General features: G+C 63.1%; 14 protein-coding genes. 10 read left to right on the top strand and 4 right to left on the bottom strand.

The features are described 5' to 3' along the window. The first annotated feature begins 32 nt into the window (after nt 1-32). The 3 genes from AC1DX0_RS09435 to AC1DX0_RS09425 all read left to right on the top strand — a co-directional run bounded on the left by AC1DX0_RS09435 (nt 33) and on the right by AC1DX0_RS09425 (nt 4,562). Nucleotides 33-1,340 (top strand): DUF6638 family protein, encoded by a 1,308-nt coding sequence (locus AC1DX0_RS09435; protein WP_477355091.1) that lies wholly within the window; start codon nt 33-35, stop codon nt 1,338-1,340. 104 nt (nt 1,341-1,444) lie between these two features. Further along, nucleotides 1,445-2,569, top strand: coding sequence for a DUF2333 family protein (locus tag AC1DX0_RS09430; protein WP_477219817.1), 1,125 nt, complete (start codon nt 1,445-1,447; stop codon nt 2,567-2,569). Between the two features lie 313 nt (nt 2,570-2,882). Continuing rightward, nucleotides 2,883-4,562, top strand: a complete 1,680-nt coding sequence (locus tag AC1DX0_RS09425) for a formate--tetrahydrofolate ligase (RefSeq protein WP_477219818.1) — start codon at nt 2,883-2,885, stop codon at nt 4,560-4,562. A gap of 68 nt (nt 4,563-4,630) precedes the next feature. Here AC1DX0_RS09425 and AC1DX0_RS09420 read toward each other — a convergent pair whose 3' ends face one another. Continuing rightward, nucleotides 4,631-5,275: a cysteine hydrolase family protein gene (locus AC1DX0_RS09420; RefSeq protein WP_477219819.1), complete on the bottom strand. Its 645-nt coding sequence runs from the start codon at nt 5,273-5,275 to the stop codon at nt 4,631-4,633. A gap of 127 nt (nt 5,276-5,402) precedes the next feature. On the opposite strand from AC1DX0_RS09420, the gene AC1DX0_RS09415 reads away from it, so the two are divergent. Continuing rightward, entirely contained in the window at nt 5,403-6,419 is a 1,017-nt protein-coding gene (locus AC1DX0_RS09415) for a GlxA family transcriptional regulator (RefSeq protein WP_477219820.1), read from the top strand. On the opposite strand, the gene AC1DX0_RS09410 is transcribed toward AC1DX0_RS09415, so the two are convergent. Beyond that, entirely contained in the window at nt 6,406-6,963 is a 558-nt protein-coding gene (locus tag AC1DX0_RS09410; protein ID WP_477355088.1) for a sugar O-acetyltransferase, read from the bottom strand. The genes AC1DX0_RS09415 and AC1DX0_RS09410 overlap by 14 nt on opposite strands. Nucleotides 6,964-7,101: 138 nt before the next feature. Here AC1DX0_RS09410 and AC1DX0_RS09405 point away from each other — a divergent pair, with 138 nt between their 5' ends. From AC1DX0_RS09405 to AC1DX0_RS09390, 4 genes are all read left to right on the top strand, one after another. Beyond that, nucleotides 7,102-7,563: a DUF4126 domain-containing protein gene (locus tag AC1DX0_RS09405; protein WP_477219822.1), complete on the top strand. Its 462-nt coding sequence runs from the start codon at nt 7,102-7,104 to the stop codon at nt 7,561-7,563. After that, nucleotides 7,560-8,936, top strand: a complete 1,377-nt coding sequence (locus tag AC1DX0_RS09400) for an FAD-containing oxidoreductase (protein WP_477219823.1) — start codon at nt 7,560-7,562, stop codon at nt 8,934-8,936. Before AC1DX0_RS09405 ends, AC1DX0_RS09400 begins: the two co-directional genes overlap by 4 nt. 111 nt (nt 8,937-9,047) lie before the next feature. Then, the gene (locus AC1DX0_RS09395; RefSeq protein WP_477219824.1) at nt 9,048-10,223 is read left to right on the top strand and encodes an MFS transporter; all 1,176 of its coding nucleotides are present in this window, start codon (nt 9,048-9,050) and stop codon (nt 10,221-10,223) included. 150 nt (nt 10,224-10,373) lie between these two features. Then, nucleotides 10,374-11,429, top strand: a complete 1,056-nt coding sequence (locus AC1DX0_RS09390) for a peptidase M14 (RefSeq protein ID WP_477219825.1) — start codon at nt 10,374-10,376, stop codon at nt 11,427-11,429. 1 nt (nt 11,430) lies between these two features. On the opposite strand, the gene AC1DX0_RS09385 is transcribed toward AC1DX0_RS09390, so the two are convergent. Next, a complete protein-coding gene (locus AC1DX0_RS09385; protein WP_477355085.1) occupies nt 11,431-12,201 on the bottom strand; it encodes an isocitrate lyase/PEP mutase family protein in 771 nt (256 codons plus the stop codon). A 320-nt stretch (nt 12,202-12,521) separates the two neighbouring features. Between AC1DX0_RS09385 and AC1DX0_RS09380 the strand changes: the two genes are divergently transcribed. Next, nucleotides 12,522-14,711, top strand: a complete 2,190-nt coding sequence (locus AC1DX0_RS09380) for an anthranilate synthase (RefSeq protein WP_477355082.1) — start codon at nt 12,522-12,524, stop codon at nt 14,709-14,711. A 5-nt stretch (nt 14,712-14,716) separates the two neighbouring features. Beyond that, a complete protein-coding gene (locus AC1DX0_RS09375) occupies nt 14,717-15,664 on the top strand; it encodes a cation diffusion facilitator family transporter (RefSeq protein WP_477355079.1) in 948 nt (315 codons plus the stop codon). Between the two features lie 265 nt (nt 15,665-15,929). Here AC1DX0_RS09375 and AC1DX0_RS09370 read toward each other — a convergent pair whose 3' ends face one another. Further along, a complete protein-coding gene (locus AC1DX0_RS09370) occupies nt 15,930-16,634 on the bottom strand; it encodes a DUF4272 domain-containing protein (protein ID WP_477219829.1) in 705 nt (234 codons plus the stop codon). Nucleotides 16,635-16,637: the final 3 nt, after the last annotated feature.

Genomic DNA, 16,637 nt, shown 5'->3' with positions numbered 1-16,637 from the left:
CACCTTCTCCCCGTGAACGGGGAGAAGGCAAGATGACCCACCCCGCCAAGAAACCCGACCTTCTGCGCGACAACGAACTCATTTACGGCCGGCTGCTCACCGTCGACGAGCCGCATCTGATCGATCGCTACAACAAGGCACTGGCCGCGTTCGGCAAGAAGCCCACCAAGCTGAAAAGCTTCCAGATCGACCGCACCGGTTTCTCGCCCGAGATCGCCGACGAATGCGGCGACCCGGACTACCTCGACCCTGACGAGGTCAACCGCCGCTTCATCATCCTGACGCCGTCGCAGATCGACCTGCCCGTGGTGCACACCGCCTTTTCCAACACCTCGCTGCTGATGTTCGAGTTCATGTCCAAGAACCAGCGCGCCATCGACGCGCTGACCATAAAGGACGTCATCTACGGCGAGATCGAGGACTCCGTTCCCAAGGTCAACGACATCGAGGACCTGCTGTCGATCAACCAGGTCGAGTTCAAGGTGCTGTCGGCGGAGGACGTGCTAGGCAAGGCCGCCGAACTCGGCAAGCTCGTCGACCGGCTAAAACAGGAGCCCGATGCCTGGCGCGACAATGCCATGCTGACCCGCATGGTGGAGTTGGCGAAAATCTGCGGCGATATCAGAGAGAACGCACTGGTGCCCGACCAGGTGATCTTCCGCCACAACGCTTACTGGACCAGCCATTTCGGCGGGCTCTACGTCTTCGTCGATCCCGACATGACGACGGTGATCAGCGATCCGGCTGCCCCCGGCTTCCGCCGCTCGCGGCCATGGCAGGTCAGCTATCTCTCGATCAACGACGCCGACAAGGTGTTCAAATTCCTGGCCTCCACCGGTCGCATCGAATTGCCGCGTGCCTCCTGGGTCGAAGCCTCCGGCTATCTCGAACACCGGGCCGAAATGGTGGTGCGCGCGCTGATCCGCGACGCCGAGCCGGACCGCAATTTGACCGATGTCGACAAGGTCTGGCTGCAGACATGGATCCAAAGCCATGCCGATCTGATCACCAAGGACGGCAATTTCCCCTTCCTCAACGCCGCCAAGCGCGAGATCGCCCAGCTTGGCCATCTCAAGATCGACGAYGTSTTYCCGCAGCAGCGCTTCCTGGTGATCCGSGCCAAGCCSGAYCATCCCGACGCCTGGCTGACCAAYCRGCTGATCTCGGATTTCGTGCCGYCGGACTTCGTCTCGCGCTACATCTTCAACAAGGACGGCTTCTACAAGGATTATGACGGCTTCAGCGACGCCTGGCGATCGCATGTTGTGGACGTTCTGAAAACCACATATTTGAAGGACAAGGTGGCGTTTCGCACACGCCTCTACGGCCTGACTGACTAGAACGAAATGACCGGTCATTTCGTTCTAACTTGTTGTTTTGGCGCATGATGTTATCCAGAAAGTCTGCAACTTTTTGACATCATGCTTTTAGGGGTGACACAGCCATGCTCGATCCGATCGTGAACTTCTTCACCCGGATTTTCCAATGGATCGGCCGCGGCATCGGCCTTTTGATCGGCGTCATCCTGTGGCCCTTCCTGTGGGCCGGCAGCTGGTACACGCAGCGCGGCTGGATACTCAAGGCCGTGGTCGGCCTGGCTGTGCTGGTGCTGATCGGCCTCTACGCCAACTTCTTCTATGCCACGCAGTGGTGGAACAAATTCAACCCGAACTACCCTGACACCTACACGTTCGAGAAACGCAATGTTTCCGCCGGTGAGCAGGTGGCCGCCGGCACCGGCACCGACACGGCAAAGACTTGCGGCAACTCCGGCATCGCCCAGGTGGCGGCCGACCTGACCGATTTCAACGTCAACCAGAATGCCTGGATCTCGTCGATGATCCTCTACAAGCTCGGCCTGTTCGGCATCGACTGGGACGACACGCCGTGGATGGACAACAAGGCCTCGTTCCAGCGTGGCATCAATCAGGCGGTGCGGCGCACGGCAACCGAGCTTGCCGACAATCTCGGYCGCGTGCGCACCACCTCGCAGATCGATGCCGATCTGCAGGATGCGCGCGGCAATCTGCAGTTCGACGAATACACCTGGTATTTCGGCGTCAGCCCGTTCGGCCCGAAGACGCCGACCCCGAGCTATTATCGCGACGCGGTGCGCAAGCTGCGCTCGTTCAACGCACGGCTGGCCACCTGCCAGGCCACTTTCGACGCCCGCGCCGACAATCTGAAGCAGTATATCGACCGCATCGCATCGGACATCGGTTCGACGTCCGCCATCCTCAAGGAGCGCGCCGAGAACCACAACAATGGCTGGTTCGACACCCGCGCCGACGACCGCTACTGGTTCGCCTACGGCCAGCTCTACGCCTATTACGGTCTGATGAAAGGCGCCCAGGCCGACTTCGAGGACGTCATCAAGGAAAAGCACCTGCACAGCCTGTGGGACACGATGGACGCGCAATTCGTCTCGGCGCTGCGCATCCAGCCCTTCATCATCGCCAATGGCCGCGAGGACGGCTGGCTCTTGCCGACGCACCTGACGACGATGGGCTTCTACATCCTGCGCGTGCGCTCCAACATGGTCGAAATCAGCAACGTGCTGACGCAGTAGCCCTTTGGGCTTCGGCCCAGGCGATGGCGAATTTGCGCCGTCGCCTCTGTCGCATTCCGTGCATTGTGCGGCTGTTTTGAGACGGCGGAAGCGCCCTTGCTCTGGCTTCTATACGGCGCGGCAAGCGGAGCCAGAAAGAACCGAGGACAGGTCGGCCGCCGCGGAAGAATTTTCTCTATAGGAAACATAGTTGCATGGAAGTTGACGCCACGGCAGCGACAGGGTTAGAACATGCCCGCGCGCCCGGTTCCAGCCTGCTTGCGAGTGAGACCAACCCCGTCCCCTCCACCGTTCAATCCAGAGGAAAGCCGTCATGGCCGAAGTGAAGTCCGACATCGAGATCGCGCGCGGCGCCAAGAAAAAGCAGATCCAGGAGATCGGCCAGAAGATCGGCATCCCGACTGAGCATCTGCTGCCTTATGGCCACGACAAGGCCAAAATCTCCGCCGAATTCATCAAATCGGTGAAGGGCAACAAGGACGGCAAGCTGATCCTGGTCACCGCCATCAACCCGACCCCGGCCGGCGAAGGCAAGACCACCACCACCGTCGGCCTCGGCGATGGCCTCAACCGCATCGGCAAGAAGGCGATCGTCTGCATCCGCGAGGCTTCGCTTGGCCCGAACTTCGGCGTCAAGGGCGGTGCCGCCGGCGGCGGCTACGCGCAGGTCGTGCCGATGGAGGACATGAACCTCCACTTCACCGGCGACTTCCACGCCATCACCACCGCGCACAATCTGCTTTCAGCGCTGATCGACAACCACATCTACTGGGGCAATGAGCTCGGCATCGACACCCGCCGCGTCGTCTGGCGCCGCGTCATGGACATGAACGACCGCGCGCTGCGCGAAATCATCTGCTCACTCGGCGGTGTCGCCAATGGTTTCCCCCGCGAGGCCGGCTTCGACATCACCGTCGCCTCGGAAGTCATGGCAATCCTCTGCCTGTCGAACGACCTGAAGGATCTGGAAAAGCGCCTCGGCGACATCATCGTCGCCTACCGCCGCGACAAGTCGCCGGTCTACGCCCGCGACCTCAAGGCCGACGGCGCCATGGCTGTTYTGCTMAARGACGCCATGCAGCCCAATCTSGTGCAGACGCTGGAGAACAACCCGGCYTTCGTCCATGGCGGMCCGTTCGCCAAYATCGCGCATGGCTGCAACTCGGTCGTCGCCACCACGACGGCTCTGAAGCTCGCCGACTATGTCGTCACCGAAGCCGGCTTCGGCGCTGATCTCGGTGCCGAGAAATTCTTCGACATCAAATGCCGCAAGGCGGGCCTCAAGCCGGCAGCCGCCGTCATCGTCGCCACCGTGCGCGCCATGAAGATGAATGGCGGCGTCAAGAAGGAAGACCTCGGCAAGGAAAACGTCGAGGCCGTCAAGAAGGGCTGCGCCAACCTTGGCCGCCACATCGAGAACATCAGGCAGTTCGGCGTGCCGGCGGTGGTTGCCATCAACCACTTCTATTCCGACACCGACGCCGAGATCCAGGCGATGAAGGACTATGTCGCCTCGATGGGCGAAGAGGCAATCCTGTGCAAGCACTGGGCCAAGGGCTCGGCCGGCATCGAGGAGCTTGCCAACAAGGTGGTGGCGCTGGCCGAATCCGGCGCCTCGCAATTCGCGCCGCTCTATCCCGACGCGATGCCGCTGTTCGAGAAGATCAACACCATCGTCCAGCGCATCTATCGCGGCTCGGAAGCGATCGCCGACAAGTCGGTGCGCGACCAGCTCAAGGCCTGGGAAGACGCCGGCTACGGCCATTTGCCGGTCTGCATGGCCAAGACCCAGTATTCCTTCTCGACCGACCCGAACCTGCGCGGCGCGCCGACCGGCCACACCGTGCCGGTGCGCGAAGTCAGGCTTTCGGCCGGCGCGGGCTTCGTCGTCATCATCTGCGGTGAGGTCATGACCATGCCCGGCCTGCCCAAGGCACCGTCCTCGGAAAAGATCTTCCTCAACGAGGCCGGCCAGATCGAAGGCCTGTTCTAAGATCCTTCAGTTCCCAAAAAGCGAAGGGCGCCGCAGCGATGCGGCGCCCTTTTGTTTGCTGAGTGGTCCTACGCCGCGCTGCGCGCCAGCGCCCGCTGATTGGACGCATAGATCGTGTCGCGCTCCGGCAAGGCGCCGCTCTTCAGGCATTCGACCCATTCGGCGGTCTTCAGCACCGCGGCGAAGCGCGACTGCAGGATGATCGTGACCACGCGATGGATCTCCTCGGCCGAGGCATAGCCGGCGCTGTTGGCGTAGGGCACCGAGCCGGTCGCATCGGACAGGAACTCGACCGCAAACCCCATATGCACGGCGTGGATGATGGTCGACAGGTCGCAATTATGCGTCATGTAGCCAACGACCGTAAGCGTATCGATGGCGTTGGCACGCAGCCACGCCTCAAGGTCGGTGCCGGTGAAGGCCGAGGGCAGCATCTTCTCGACATAGTGGTCGCGATTGCGCCTGGCGATTTCGGGATGCAGTTCGCCGCCGTGACTGCCCTTGGCGAAGATCGGCGACGTCTCGGGCGCCATCTGCTTGACCACTACGACCTTGATGCCGGCGGCCGCAGCCGCATCCATGGCGCGTGCCACATTGACGACGCTGTCGCGGAACGGCGGGTGCTGGATGGCCAGATTGCCACCATCGTAATCGTTCTGGACATCGATGACGATCAGCGCCCGGCGCGGCGTGGTGTTGGCTGGGTCAGACATGATGTTTTCCTTTCCGGCTTGAATGCGATGGGCCGAAGATAGGCCGGCCGGTCAACGATCAAAAGTGGCCCGATTGACATCATTCAAAAGAATTGGGACAATCCACATTCACCCGCAGGAAGCCCAAATGACTGATCCGATCATTGCCGTCCTCGCCTTCGACGGCATCAGCCCGTTTCATCTGTCTGTGCCATGCCTGGTGTTTGGGGAGGACAGGACGAAGCTCGGCCTGCCGCGCTTCGACTTCCGCATCTGCGCGGCCAAGGCCGGCCCGGTCCACACCGAGGCCGGATTGACCGTTGCCGCGCCGCATGGGCTCGAAGGGTTCGACGGTGCCGACATCGTCATCATCCCAAGCTGGTATCGTCTTGGCGAGCCGCCGTCGCCGTTGCTGGTGGAGGCGCTGCGCCAGGCGCACCGCCACGGCGCATTGATCGTCGGCCTGTGCCTTGGAACCTTCGCCATTGCCGCCGCCGGGCTGCTCTCCGGCCGCATTGCTGCGACGCACTGGGCCTATGCAGAGCAGTTGCAGGAACTCCATCCCGACATCGATGTCGACCCGACAGTGCTCTATGTCGACAATGGCGATGTCGTGACTTCGGCCGGCGTCGCCGCCGGCCTCGACTGCTGCCTCCACATCGTGCGCGCCCGCTATGGCGCGGAGGCAGCACTCCGGCTCGCTCGCCAGATCGTCCTGTCCCCGCACCGGCAGGGCGGACAGGCGCAGTTCATCGAACGCCCGGTGGCAAAAGGCGCGAAAGCCGACCGCTTCACTAGGGCGCTCGACGCCGTGCGCACGACACTAGGCGAGACGCACAGCCTCGACAGCGTCGCCGAAGCGGCCGGCCTGACCCGGCGCACCTTCAGTCGCCGCTTCCAGAAATCGATCGGCACCAGTTTTGGCGATTGGCTGATCAGCCAGCGCATCGAACTGGCGCAGCGCCTGCTGGAAGCCACTGAAAAATCGATGGACATCGTTGCCTTCGAAGCCGGCTTCGGCAGCGCCACCTCGCTGCGCCAGCATTTCGCTGCGAGGCTGCGGACATCGCCGGTGCAGTATCGGCGGGAATTCTCCAGGCGAGCGGACCAAGGTGAGCGCATGGGCACGCCTGATCGCTTGCGCCAGGACTTCAGTCGCGCTTAACCGGCCGCGCCGGATTGCCGACCACTGTCGTGTTTGCAGGTACATCGCGGGTAACCACAGCACCGGCGCCGACGATGGCGCCCTCGCCGATGCTGACGCCGCCAAGGATGATGGCTGAACCGCCGATCCAGGCATGGGCGCCGATCTCGACCGGCCTGGCGATCTCCAGCCCCGCTTGCCGGCCGGCRGCCTCCTTGTGRTGCTCGGCGCAGTAGATSTGCACRTTGGGRCCGAGCAGCGTTCSCTTGCCGATGCGCACCGGCGCCGTGTCGAGGATGGTGCAGCCGGCATTGAGGAAGACGCTGTCGCCGAGGAAAATGTTCAAACCATAGGCGCAATGGAACGGCGCCTCGATGCGGGTGCCCTCACCCACGCCGCCAAGCAATGCCTTCAAGCCCGGCCCAAGATTTCCGCGCTGCCTGGGCGGCAATGAATTGTGCTCGAACACGGCGTCGCGGGCGGTGACGCGCAAGGCCTCCAGCTCGTCATCGAGGCACGTATACCATTCGCTGGCCGCCATCTTCGCGCGCTCGCTTCCAGCCATGGCGGGGTCTCCAATTGACGTCATTGCAAAGCATAGTTGCGGCCAGCAGAAAAGCGCCAATCCAAGTACTGGTCAAATATCGGACCTATGGTAGCCTGCCGTCTCAAGGCCGTCCTGGCCGGGATCGAGGGGATCAATATGCTCTATCTTCTTGCACTTCTGATCGGCGTCATTGCCGGTCTGCGCGCCATGACGGCGCCGGCGGCAGTCGCCTGGGGGGCCTATCTTGGCTGGCTGCCGGTCGCCGGCACCTGGGCGAGCTTCATGAGCCATTGGGCCGCCGTCGGCATCTTCACCATCCTCGCCATCGTCGAACTGGTCACCGACCAGCTGCCGTCGACGCCGAGCCGCAAAGTGCCGCAGCAGTTCGGCGCCCGCATCATCATGGGCGCCTTCACCGGCGCGGTGATCGGCGCAACGGGTGGTTCCACCATCGGCGGGCTGATCGCCGGCGCCATCGGCGCGGTCATCGGCACATATGGCGGTGCTGAAGTGCGCGGCCGGCTGGCGGCCGCCTTCGGCAAGGACCCGCCCGCTGCCTTCATCGAGGACGCGGTGGCGATCATCGGCGGCCTGCTGATCGTGGCGGCGGTGGCATGACGGCAAAAAGCTTCGACGCCATCATCATCGGCGCAGGACAGGCCGGCACACCGCTGGCCGGCAGGCTGAACGCAGCCGGCATGAGCGTGGCGCTGATCGAGCGCAAGCTGGTCGGCGGCACCTGCGTCAACACCGGCTGCATCCCGACCAAGACAATGGTGGCGAGCGCCTATGCCGCGCATTTGGCGCGGCGCGCCGCCGACTATGGCGTGACGATCTCCGGCCCCGTCGGCGTCGATTATGCCAAGATCAAGGCGCGCAAGGACAAGGTCTCGGGCGCCTCCCGCACCGGGCTGGAAAGCTGGATCGCCGGCATGGACAAATGCACGCTTTACCGAGGCCATGCTCGCTTCGAATCCGCCAACACGGTGCGCGTCGGCGACGACCTTTTGACCGCCCAAAAAATCTTCCTCAACACCGGCGGCCGCGCTTCGGTGCCCGACCTGCCCGGCATCCACGACATCGACTACCTGACCAATTCCTCGATGATGGATCTCGACGTCTTGCCGCGCCACCTCATCGTTGTCGGCGGCAGCTACATCTCACTAGAATTCGCGCAGATGTTCCGCCGCTTTGGCAGTGAAGTCACCGTCATCGAAAAGAGCCCGCGCCTCACCGGCCGCGAGGATGAGGATGTCTCCGCCGCCATCCTGTCGATCCTCGAAAACGAAGGCATCGCCGTCCATGTCGGTGCCGACGACATCGGCTTCACCAAGCAGGGCGGGGATATTGCCGTGACCTTCTCGGCCGGCAAGCCGCCGGCCTTCGGCTCGCACGTGTTGCTGGCTCTCGGGCGGGTGCCCAACACCGACGATCTCGGCCTCGATAAAGCCGGTGTCGCGGTCGACAGTCGCGGCTTCGTCACGGTCGACGACCAGTTGCGCACCAGCGTGCCCGGCATCTGGGCGATGGGCGATTGCAACGGCAAGGGCGCCTTCACCCACACCTCCTACAAYGACTAYGAGATCGTCGCCGCCAAYCTGCTCGACAAYGATCCKCGCAAGGTGAGYGAYCGCATCGARGCCTAYGCGCTYTACATCGACCCGCCGCTCGGCCGCTGCGGCATGACCGAGGCGGCGGTGAARAARTCCGGMCGYCGSGCGCTGGTCGGYCAGCGGCCGATGACCCGCGTCGGACGCGCCGTCGAAAAGGGTGAGACGCAAGGCTTCATGAAGATCCTGGTCGATGCCGACACCAGGGAGATCCTCGGCTGTTCGGTGCTCGGCCCAGGTGGCGACGAGGCGGTGCATAGCGTGCTCGATTTGATGTACGCCAAGGCACCGGTCGACACGCTGGCGCGCGCCGTGCATATCCATCCCAATGTCTCCGAACTGCTGCCCACTATCGCCCAGGAGCTGAAACCGCTGGTCTGAGACACTTCGAGCTCTGGACTTTCTGCATCGGTGCATTGCAGCAATGTGTATTGCGCATAGCTCAACTCCTCGCGCAATCTCCGGATTGAACCGATTCAGTCTGGACGCCCCATGCCTTTGCCGATCCTTGCGCTTGCCATTGCGTCCTTCTGCATCGGCACCACCGAATTTGTCATTATGGGCCTGCTGCCCGAGGTCGCTGCCGACCTCGGCGTATCGATCCCTTCGGCAGGCCTGCTGGTCACTGGCTATGCGCTCGGCGTCGTCTTCGGCGCTCCGATCGTCGCCATGGCCACCGCGCATCTGCCGCGCAAGCCTGTGCTGGTCGGGCTGACGGCTTCGTTCGTCGTCGGCAATCTGTTCTGCGCCATCGCGCCTGACTATTGGACGCTGATGGCCGCGCGCGTCTTCACTGCTTTTGGCCACGGCGCTTTCTTCGGTATCGGCTCGGTCGTCGCCGCCAGCCTGGTGCCGCGCAACAAGCGCGCCAGCGCCATGGCGCTGATGTTTGCCGGCCTGACGCTTTCAAACATTCTGGGCGTTCCCGCCGGCACCGCCCTTGGCGAAGCCTTCGGCTGGCGCGCCACATTCATCGCCGTGGTCGGCATCGGCCTGATCTCGGTCGCGGCAATAGCCTGGCTGGTGCCGTCAAATGTCGCCGAACCAAGCGGCGGCGGCCTGCGCGGCGAATTGCGGGTGCTGGGCAAATTGCAGGTCTGGCTGGCGATGCTGATCGCTTCGCTGGCCTCGGCCAGCCTGTTTGCCGTGTTCACTTACATCAAGCCGTACCTGACCGACGTGTCCGGCCTGTCGACCTCTGCGGTTACCTGGGTGCTGCTGCTGTTCGGCGCCGGCATGACGATCGGCAACATCATCGGCGGCCGGCTGGCGGACTGGAAGCTGATGCCGACGGTCATCGGCACGCTGCTGTTGATGGCGGTGCTGTTCGTTGGCTTCATGCAGTTCGGCGCCATCGCCAGCGTCGCCATCGGCATCGTCTTCCTCTGGGGCCTGCTGATCTTCGTCGTCGTGCCGCCGCTGCAGATCCGCGTCGTCGAGGCGGCCTCGGAAGGACCGAACCTTGCCGCCACACTCAACCAGGGCGCCTTCAATGTCGGCAATGCCAGCGGTGCCTGGATCGGCGGCGTGGCTTTATCGGCCGGCGTTTCCTACGCCCACCTGCCCCTGGTCGGCGCGGTGCTCGCTTTGCTGGCGGTCACCGTTGCGGTCCTGTCGCAAGCCTTGGACCGGCGCGCGCCGGTCCCGCTTCAGGCTGCCGCGGAGTAACTGCCTGTCGCCCAAAAGTGCGTAGCGGTTTTGGGGCAACGACATGCAGCAAGGCAAAAGACTACCCTTGCGCCCATAGCGCGGCCGGCTGGACCAATCGACATCGATAGCCTCAAATGGGCATGTCTTCTCGCTCTAATGGAGGAAGTCATGCAGAAATCGATCGAACGCATTGCCGGTGACAGCGAGGGCGTTTCCTACGAATTCCCGGTGTTCCGGTTCGCCGGCGCCGACAAGGCGGCACCCTCAGCCTATCTGCAGGCGGCCCTTCATGCTGGCGAACTGCCGGGCGTCGTCGCCATCGACGCGCTGATGCCGGCGCTGAACAAGGCCGCGGCCGAGGGCCGCATCAAGGGCAACATCACCATTGTGCCCTGGGCCAACCCGATCGGCCGTGCGCAATATCATTTCGGCGAGCATCAGGGCCGCTTTCACCTGGGCACCCGCACCAATTTCAACCGCGCCTTTCCGCTGCTCACTGCGCCCGACGCCAAGCTTTTACCCGACACCAGCTTTGGTGGCGCCGACCAGCGCCTGAAGTCACGCCTGGTGCAGCTCTCGCTCGGCCACGACATCGTTCTCGACCTGCATTGCGACGACGAAGGCCTTGCCTATCTCTACATCCACACCAGCCTGTGGCCGGCCATGGCCGATTGCGCCGCCGCCATGAGCGTCGATGCGGTGGTGCTGTGGAGCGAGGACAGCGACGGCACCTTCGAGGGCGCCTCGATCATGCCCTACCAGAACGTTCCCGCCGATGTGGCGAAGTTCGACCGCCGCGTCGCAACCACCGTCGAATATCGCGGCATCCTCGACGTCGACGGCGCGCTGGCTGCCGCCGACGCCGAAGGCCTCTACCGGCTGCTGGTGGCGCGCGGCGTGGTCACCGACAGCGCGCTCCCTGCGCCCAGCCCGTTCAAAGGCGTCGTCGCTCCGTTGGAAAACATCGACATGATGCCGGCGCCCCGGGCTGGTGCTGTCCTCTACGACGTAAAACCCGGCGACCGCGTCGCCAGGGGCGATCGCCTCGCCACCATCGTCCACGCGCCGGGCGAGACCGACGGTCGCGCCGAAGTGTTCGCGCCGCAGGACGGCATCATCCTGACCCGCCGCTCGCGCCGCATCATCCGCGCCGGCGAGGATCTTTTAAAGCTGGTCGGCGACAGGAAGAGCGCCGATGCCAGGTCAGGGACGCTGGAAGACTGACCTAACCAGAAATGGCCAACCGCGCCTTGGCCTCCAGCCATTCCGCCATCTGCCGATACGGCACAGGGCCGTGGCTGATGCGGGCGACGCCGAGTTCGGCCAGCCGCTGGCGCCGCGGCACATGCGCCAGCGCRATGATGTTKACCGGCAGGTTSRTCGACTTGCAGAGCGYCTCGATCAAGCCCTCGTCGCCAAGACCCGGCGCGAAAAAGCCATKCGCTCCGGCCTTYTCATAGGCCTGCGCCCGCTCGATGGCCTGATCGAGCAGTTCGTCGTCATGCGCGTCCGGCTTCGCCTTGAGAAAAATGTCGGTGCGTGCGTTTAGGAATGCCGGAATGCCGGAAGCCTTCACGGCAGCGGCGGCGGCTTCGATGCGCGTTACCTGGACGTCGATGTCGTGCAGGCCGCTGCCGCCGACAATCTGATCTTCGAAATTGAAACCGATGGCGCCGGCGCGCAACGCCAACGTCACCGTGCGAGCAACGAATTCCGGATCGACGCCGTAGCCGCCCTCGAGGTCCATGGTGACGGGCAGGTCSACCGCMCCRACRATGCGCTTGATGTTGTCSAGCGCCAGCTCCAGCGGRATTTTCTCRCCGTCGGCRWAKCCRAASGCGGCCGCGACCGGCCAGCTTCCGGTSGCRATSRCCTTGGCKCCSGCCTTCTCGACGATCTTSGCMSWGCCCGGATCCCAKGCATYGTAGAGAACGATYGGRTTKCCCTTGACGTGAAGGGAATGGAACGTCCGCGCGCGCTCGGCCTGTTCGGTCATTGGTGTCTTCCCGTCTTCATGGTGTTGGATATCCAGCCTAGTCGGGACCATCGGCCCTGGCGATGTGCCATGGGCCTGGGAAGCAGCGGCCACCGAACAGACTTTTCAAACCTGTTGCGCATCCGGTTTTTCGCCGCTATGGATTTCGCCATGAACATGCGTTCGACCAAGACCATTTGGTGGTGGGCCTGCTGACAGCGGCCTGTTCGAACGCGCGTGCGTGAAAAGAGAGGGTGGCCGCAACGGAAAGTCCGGGCGGCCATTTGTTTTTTCCAAGCCAGTCCCGGGTCCGTTGCCCAACAAGCCAGATGGAGACGGCAATGACGATGCAGGTTCTGGACAACGGTGCTGAACGTTTCGTGACCGGGGGTGGCATAACCATCACCCGCGAGCGCCACGACCGGCCCTATGCGGGCGCGATCGACACCTATGTCGACGGGCTGAATTCGCGGCGCGGCGCGGTGTTTTCCTCGAATTACGAATATCCCGGCCGCTATACGCGCTGGGACACCGCCATCATCGACCCGCCTTTGGTGATCTCGGCGCGCGGCCGCGCCATGCGCATCGAGGCGCTGAACGGCCGTGGCGAAGCGCTGTTGCCGGTGATCGGCAAGACGCTCAGTGGCCTGGCCGACATCACCATCGCAGAGACGACGAAGAAGCTGATACGCCTCGACGTCGCCAAGCCCGGCAGGGTCTTCACCGAGGAGGAACGCAGCCGCGTTCCTTCGGTGTTTACCGTGCTGCGTGCCATCACTGCTTTGTTCAAAACCGCTGAAGATGCCAATCTCGGCCTCTATGGCGCCTTCGGTTACGACCTCGCCTTCCAGTTCGACCCGGTCGACTACAAGCTCGAGCGCAAGCCGAGCCAGCGTGACCTCGTCCTGTTCCTGCCCGACGAGATCCTGGTCGTCGACCATTATTCAGCCAAGGCCTGGACCGACCGCTACGACTATTCAGGCGAGGGTTTTTCGACCGAAGGCCTGTCGCGCGACGAAATCGCCGAGCCGTTCAAGACCGCCGACCGCATCCCGCCGCGCGGCGACCATGAGCCGGGCGAATATGCCAATCTGGTGCGCAAGGCGATGGATTCGTTCAAGCGCGGCGATCTGTTCGAGGTCGTGCCCGGGCAGATGTTCTAYGAGCGCTGCGAGACGCAGCCGTCCGAGATTTCGCGCAAGCTGAAGTCGATCAACCCCTCGCCCTATTCTTTCTTCATCAATCTCGGCGAAGRCGAATATCTGATCGGCGCCTCGCCCGAAATGTTCGTGCGCGTCAACGGCCGCCGCGTCGAGACCTGCCCGATTTCAGGTACCATCAAGCGCGGTGACGACGCCATTTCCGATAGCGAGCAGATCCTGAAACTGCTCAACTCCAAGAAGGACGAGTCCGAGCTGACGATGTGCTCGGACGTCGACCGCAACGACAAGTCCAGGGTTTGCGAGCCGGGCTCGGTGCGCGTCATCGGGCGGCGCCAGATCGAGATGTATTCGCGCCTGATCCACACCGTCGACCACATCGAGGGCCGGCTGCGCGAAGGCATGGATGCCTTCGACGCCTTCCTGTCGCACGCCTGGGCGGTCACCGTCACCGGCGCGCCGAAACTGTGGGCCATGCGCTTCATCGAGCAGAACGAGAAGAGCCCGCGTGCCTGGTATGGCGGCGCGATCGGCATGGTCAACTTCAACGGCGACATGAACACCGGCCTGACCTTGCGCACCATCCGCATCAAGGACGGCATCGCCGAGGTGCGCGCCGGCGCCACGCTGCTCTTCGACAGCATTCCCGAGGAAGAAGAAGCCGAAACCGAATTGAAGGCATCCGCCATGCTCTCCGCCATTCGCGACGCTAAATTGGGCAATGCCGCCAGCACCGAGCGCACCACCGCGCGCGTCGGCGACGGCGTCAACATCCTGCTCGTCGACCACGAAGACTCCTTCGTCCACACGCTGGCCAACTACTTCCGCCAGACCGGCGCCAATGTCTCGACCGTGCGCACGCCGGTGCCTGAGGAAGTGTTCGAGCGGCTCAAGCCCGACCTCGTCGTGCTGTCGCCCGGACCGGGCACGCCGAAGGATTTTGACTGTGCCGCSACCATCAAGAAGGCGCGYGCCCGCGACCTGCCGATCTTCGGCGTCTGCCTTGGCCTGCAGGCRCTGGCYGAGGCSTATGGCGGKGAGCTGCGCCAGCTGCATATTCCCATGCATGGCAAGCCCTCGCGCATCCGCGTCTCCAAGCCCGGCATCATCTTCTCCGGTCTGCCCAAGGAAGTGACCGTCGGCCGCTACCACTCGATCTTTGCTGATCCGGTGCGGCTGCCTGACGACTTCATCGTCACGGCGGAGACGGAGGACGGCGTCATCATGGCCTTCGAGCACCGCAAGGAGCCGATTGCCGCGGTGCAGTTCCACCCGGAATCGATCATGACGCTCGGCCACAACGCCGGCATGCGCATCATCGAAAACATCGTCGCCCATCTGCCGCGCAAGGCCAAGGAAAAGGCAGCCTGACCTCGATGGCCGAAGCCGAGAACACGATGGCGATCGCAGCCAAGGCGGCCGCGAAGCGCAAGGTTGCCAACCTTGCCTTCTGGTCGATCGTGGTCGCCTTTGTCGTRCTCGCGCTGAAAGCAGCCGCCTGGTACATCACCGGCTCGGTAGCGCTCTATTCCGATGCGTTGGAATCGATCGTCAACGTCATTGCCTCGGGCGCCGCCTTTTGGGCGATCCAGGTCAGCTACAAGCCGGCCGACCAGGACCACCCCTTCGGTCACCACAAGGCCGAGTATTTCTCGGCGGTGCTGGAAGGCGTGCTGATCGTGCTCGCCGCACTTTTGATCCTCAACGAGGTCTGGCGCTCCTGGCAGGCGCCGGCGCCGCTGGAAAAGCCCTGGAACGGCCTTGCCGTCAACGGTATCGCCACGGTCATCAATGCCTTCTGGGCCTGGACGCTGATCCGCGTCGGCCGGGCCGAGAAATCGCCGGCGCTGGTCGCCGACGGCAATCACRTCATGACCGACGTCGTCACCTCGATCGGCGTCTTCGGCGGCCTGGTCGGGGCAATCCTGACCGGCTGGCAGATCCTTGATCCCGCGCTTGCCGTCATCGTCGCGCTCAACATCCTGTGGCAGGGCTGGCATGTCATCGGCTCTTCGATGAACGGATTGATGGACCGCGCCGTCGACACCGCCGAACACATGCGCATCCGCGACATCATCTCCGCCAACTGCAAGGGCGCGCTGGAGGTGCATGACCTGAAAACCCGCATCGCCGGCCGCGCCACCTTCATCGAGTTTCATCTGGTCGTCGACGCCGACATGACGGTCGGCGCCAGCCACGTCATCTGCGACCGCATCGAGGACGCGCTGAGAGCCGAAATCCCCTCGGTGCGCGTCACCATCCACGTCGAGCCCGATGATGAGGCGAAGCTGCCGAAGGGGACGACGGCGGTGCCGTTTGCTTGAGAAAAAACTCAGGGCATCATCCTCGGGCGAGGATCTGCCGACCTCGCCGGATCGATCGCGCCATTACCGCCATGAGAGGTAACCCTTGAATGGCTCCATCCAGGCGTTGGTTCCTGAATAAGGTCTCCAAATCGGGCCGCGCCTGCTGATCAAGGGCGCGCCAACTCGGCCTCGGCAAAACCGTCAGGAACCGTCTAAGCTCGTCAAATCCAAACTCGGCAAGCGAAGTCCGATCCAAGGTAGCACCCCGCTTGCGACCGGCTCATCATGTGTCGGTCGAGATGTCATCCCATTCCTGCCCCATATACCCAATCAGCCAATTGAGCGCGTAATGACGTTCGACAACCACGTCTCGTTCCAATCCTGCCGGCGCGGCTTTCCCATTCACCCGCGCATCCACCACAGCCCAATCGTACCGATAGATCAGATCGGCAGCATCGAGAAGGTCGCTTTGCGAACGCAAATTGGCCCGCTTGAGCAGCCCTTCCGTGTCGAGGTCATGCAACATCGAAACCACACGCGACACATCGCAAGGCCTATCTGGACGCCCAAGGTCTTTGAAGACTTGCAACGCCCACAACATTACGAAAGCCCCTTCATAGCGCCAGCTAAAATTTGCCCGATCTTGCTCGGTTGCAACGGTGTTACCGACAAACGCTTGCTCTTTGGGCGTAAAAAACCCTTCTGCTCCAAACTGGCTGATCAAGTTGCTTACAAGATTTCGATCATTGGTCTCCCCTTTGACGGCCACGATCACTAGTGCGATGGCGCGCTTAACCACCTCGTCCCTCGTCCGTCGCCGACTTTCGGCTGCGGTTTCGATCGTCGGCAAATGGTCAATGAAGGGCACGCCCTCCTTCTTCAACTGCGCTGTTGAGGCCGCCTTGCGAGCCTCAGCCTCGCCTTCAGCGTTAGCGGCACCGATGAAGGCCAAGGAAGTCAGAAAACCAAGAAAGCTGCGACGCATCATGTT

This window comes from Mesorhizobium sp. P3_A9 (assembly GCF_056402975.1).
The sequence above is the reverse complement of the archived record's forward strand: the minus strand, read 5'-3'. Positions and strand labels throughout refer to the sequence as shown.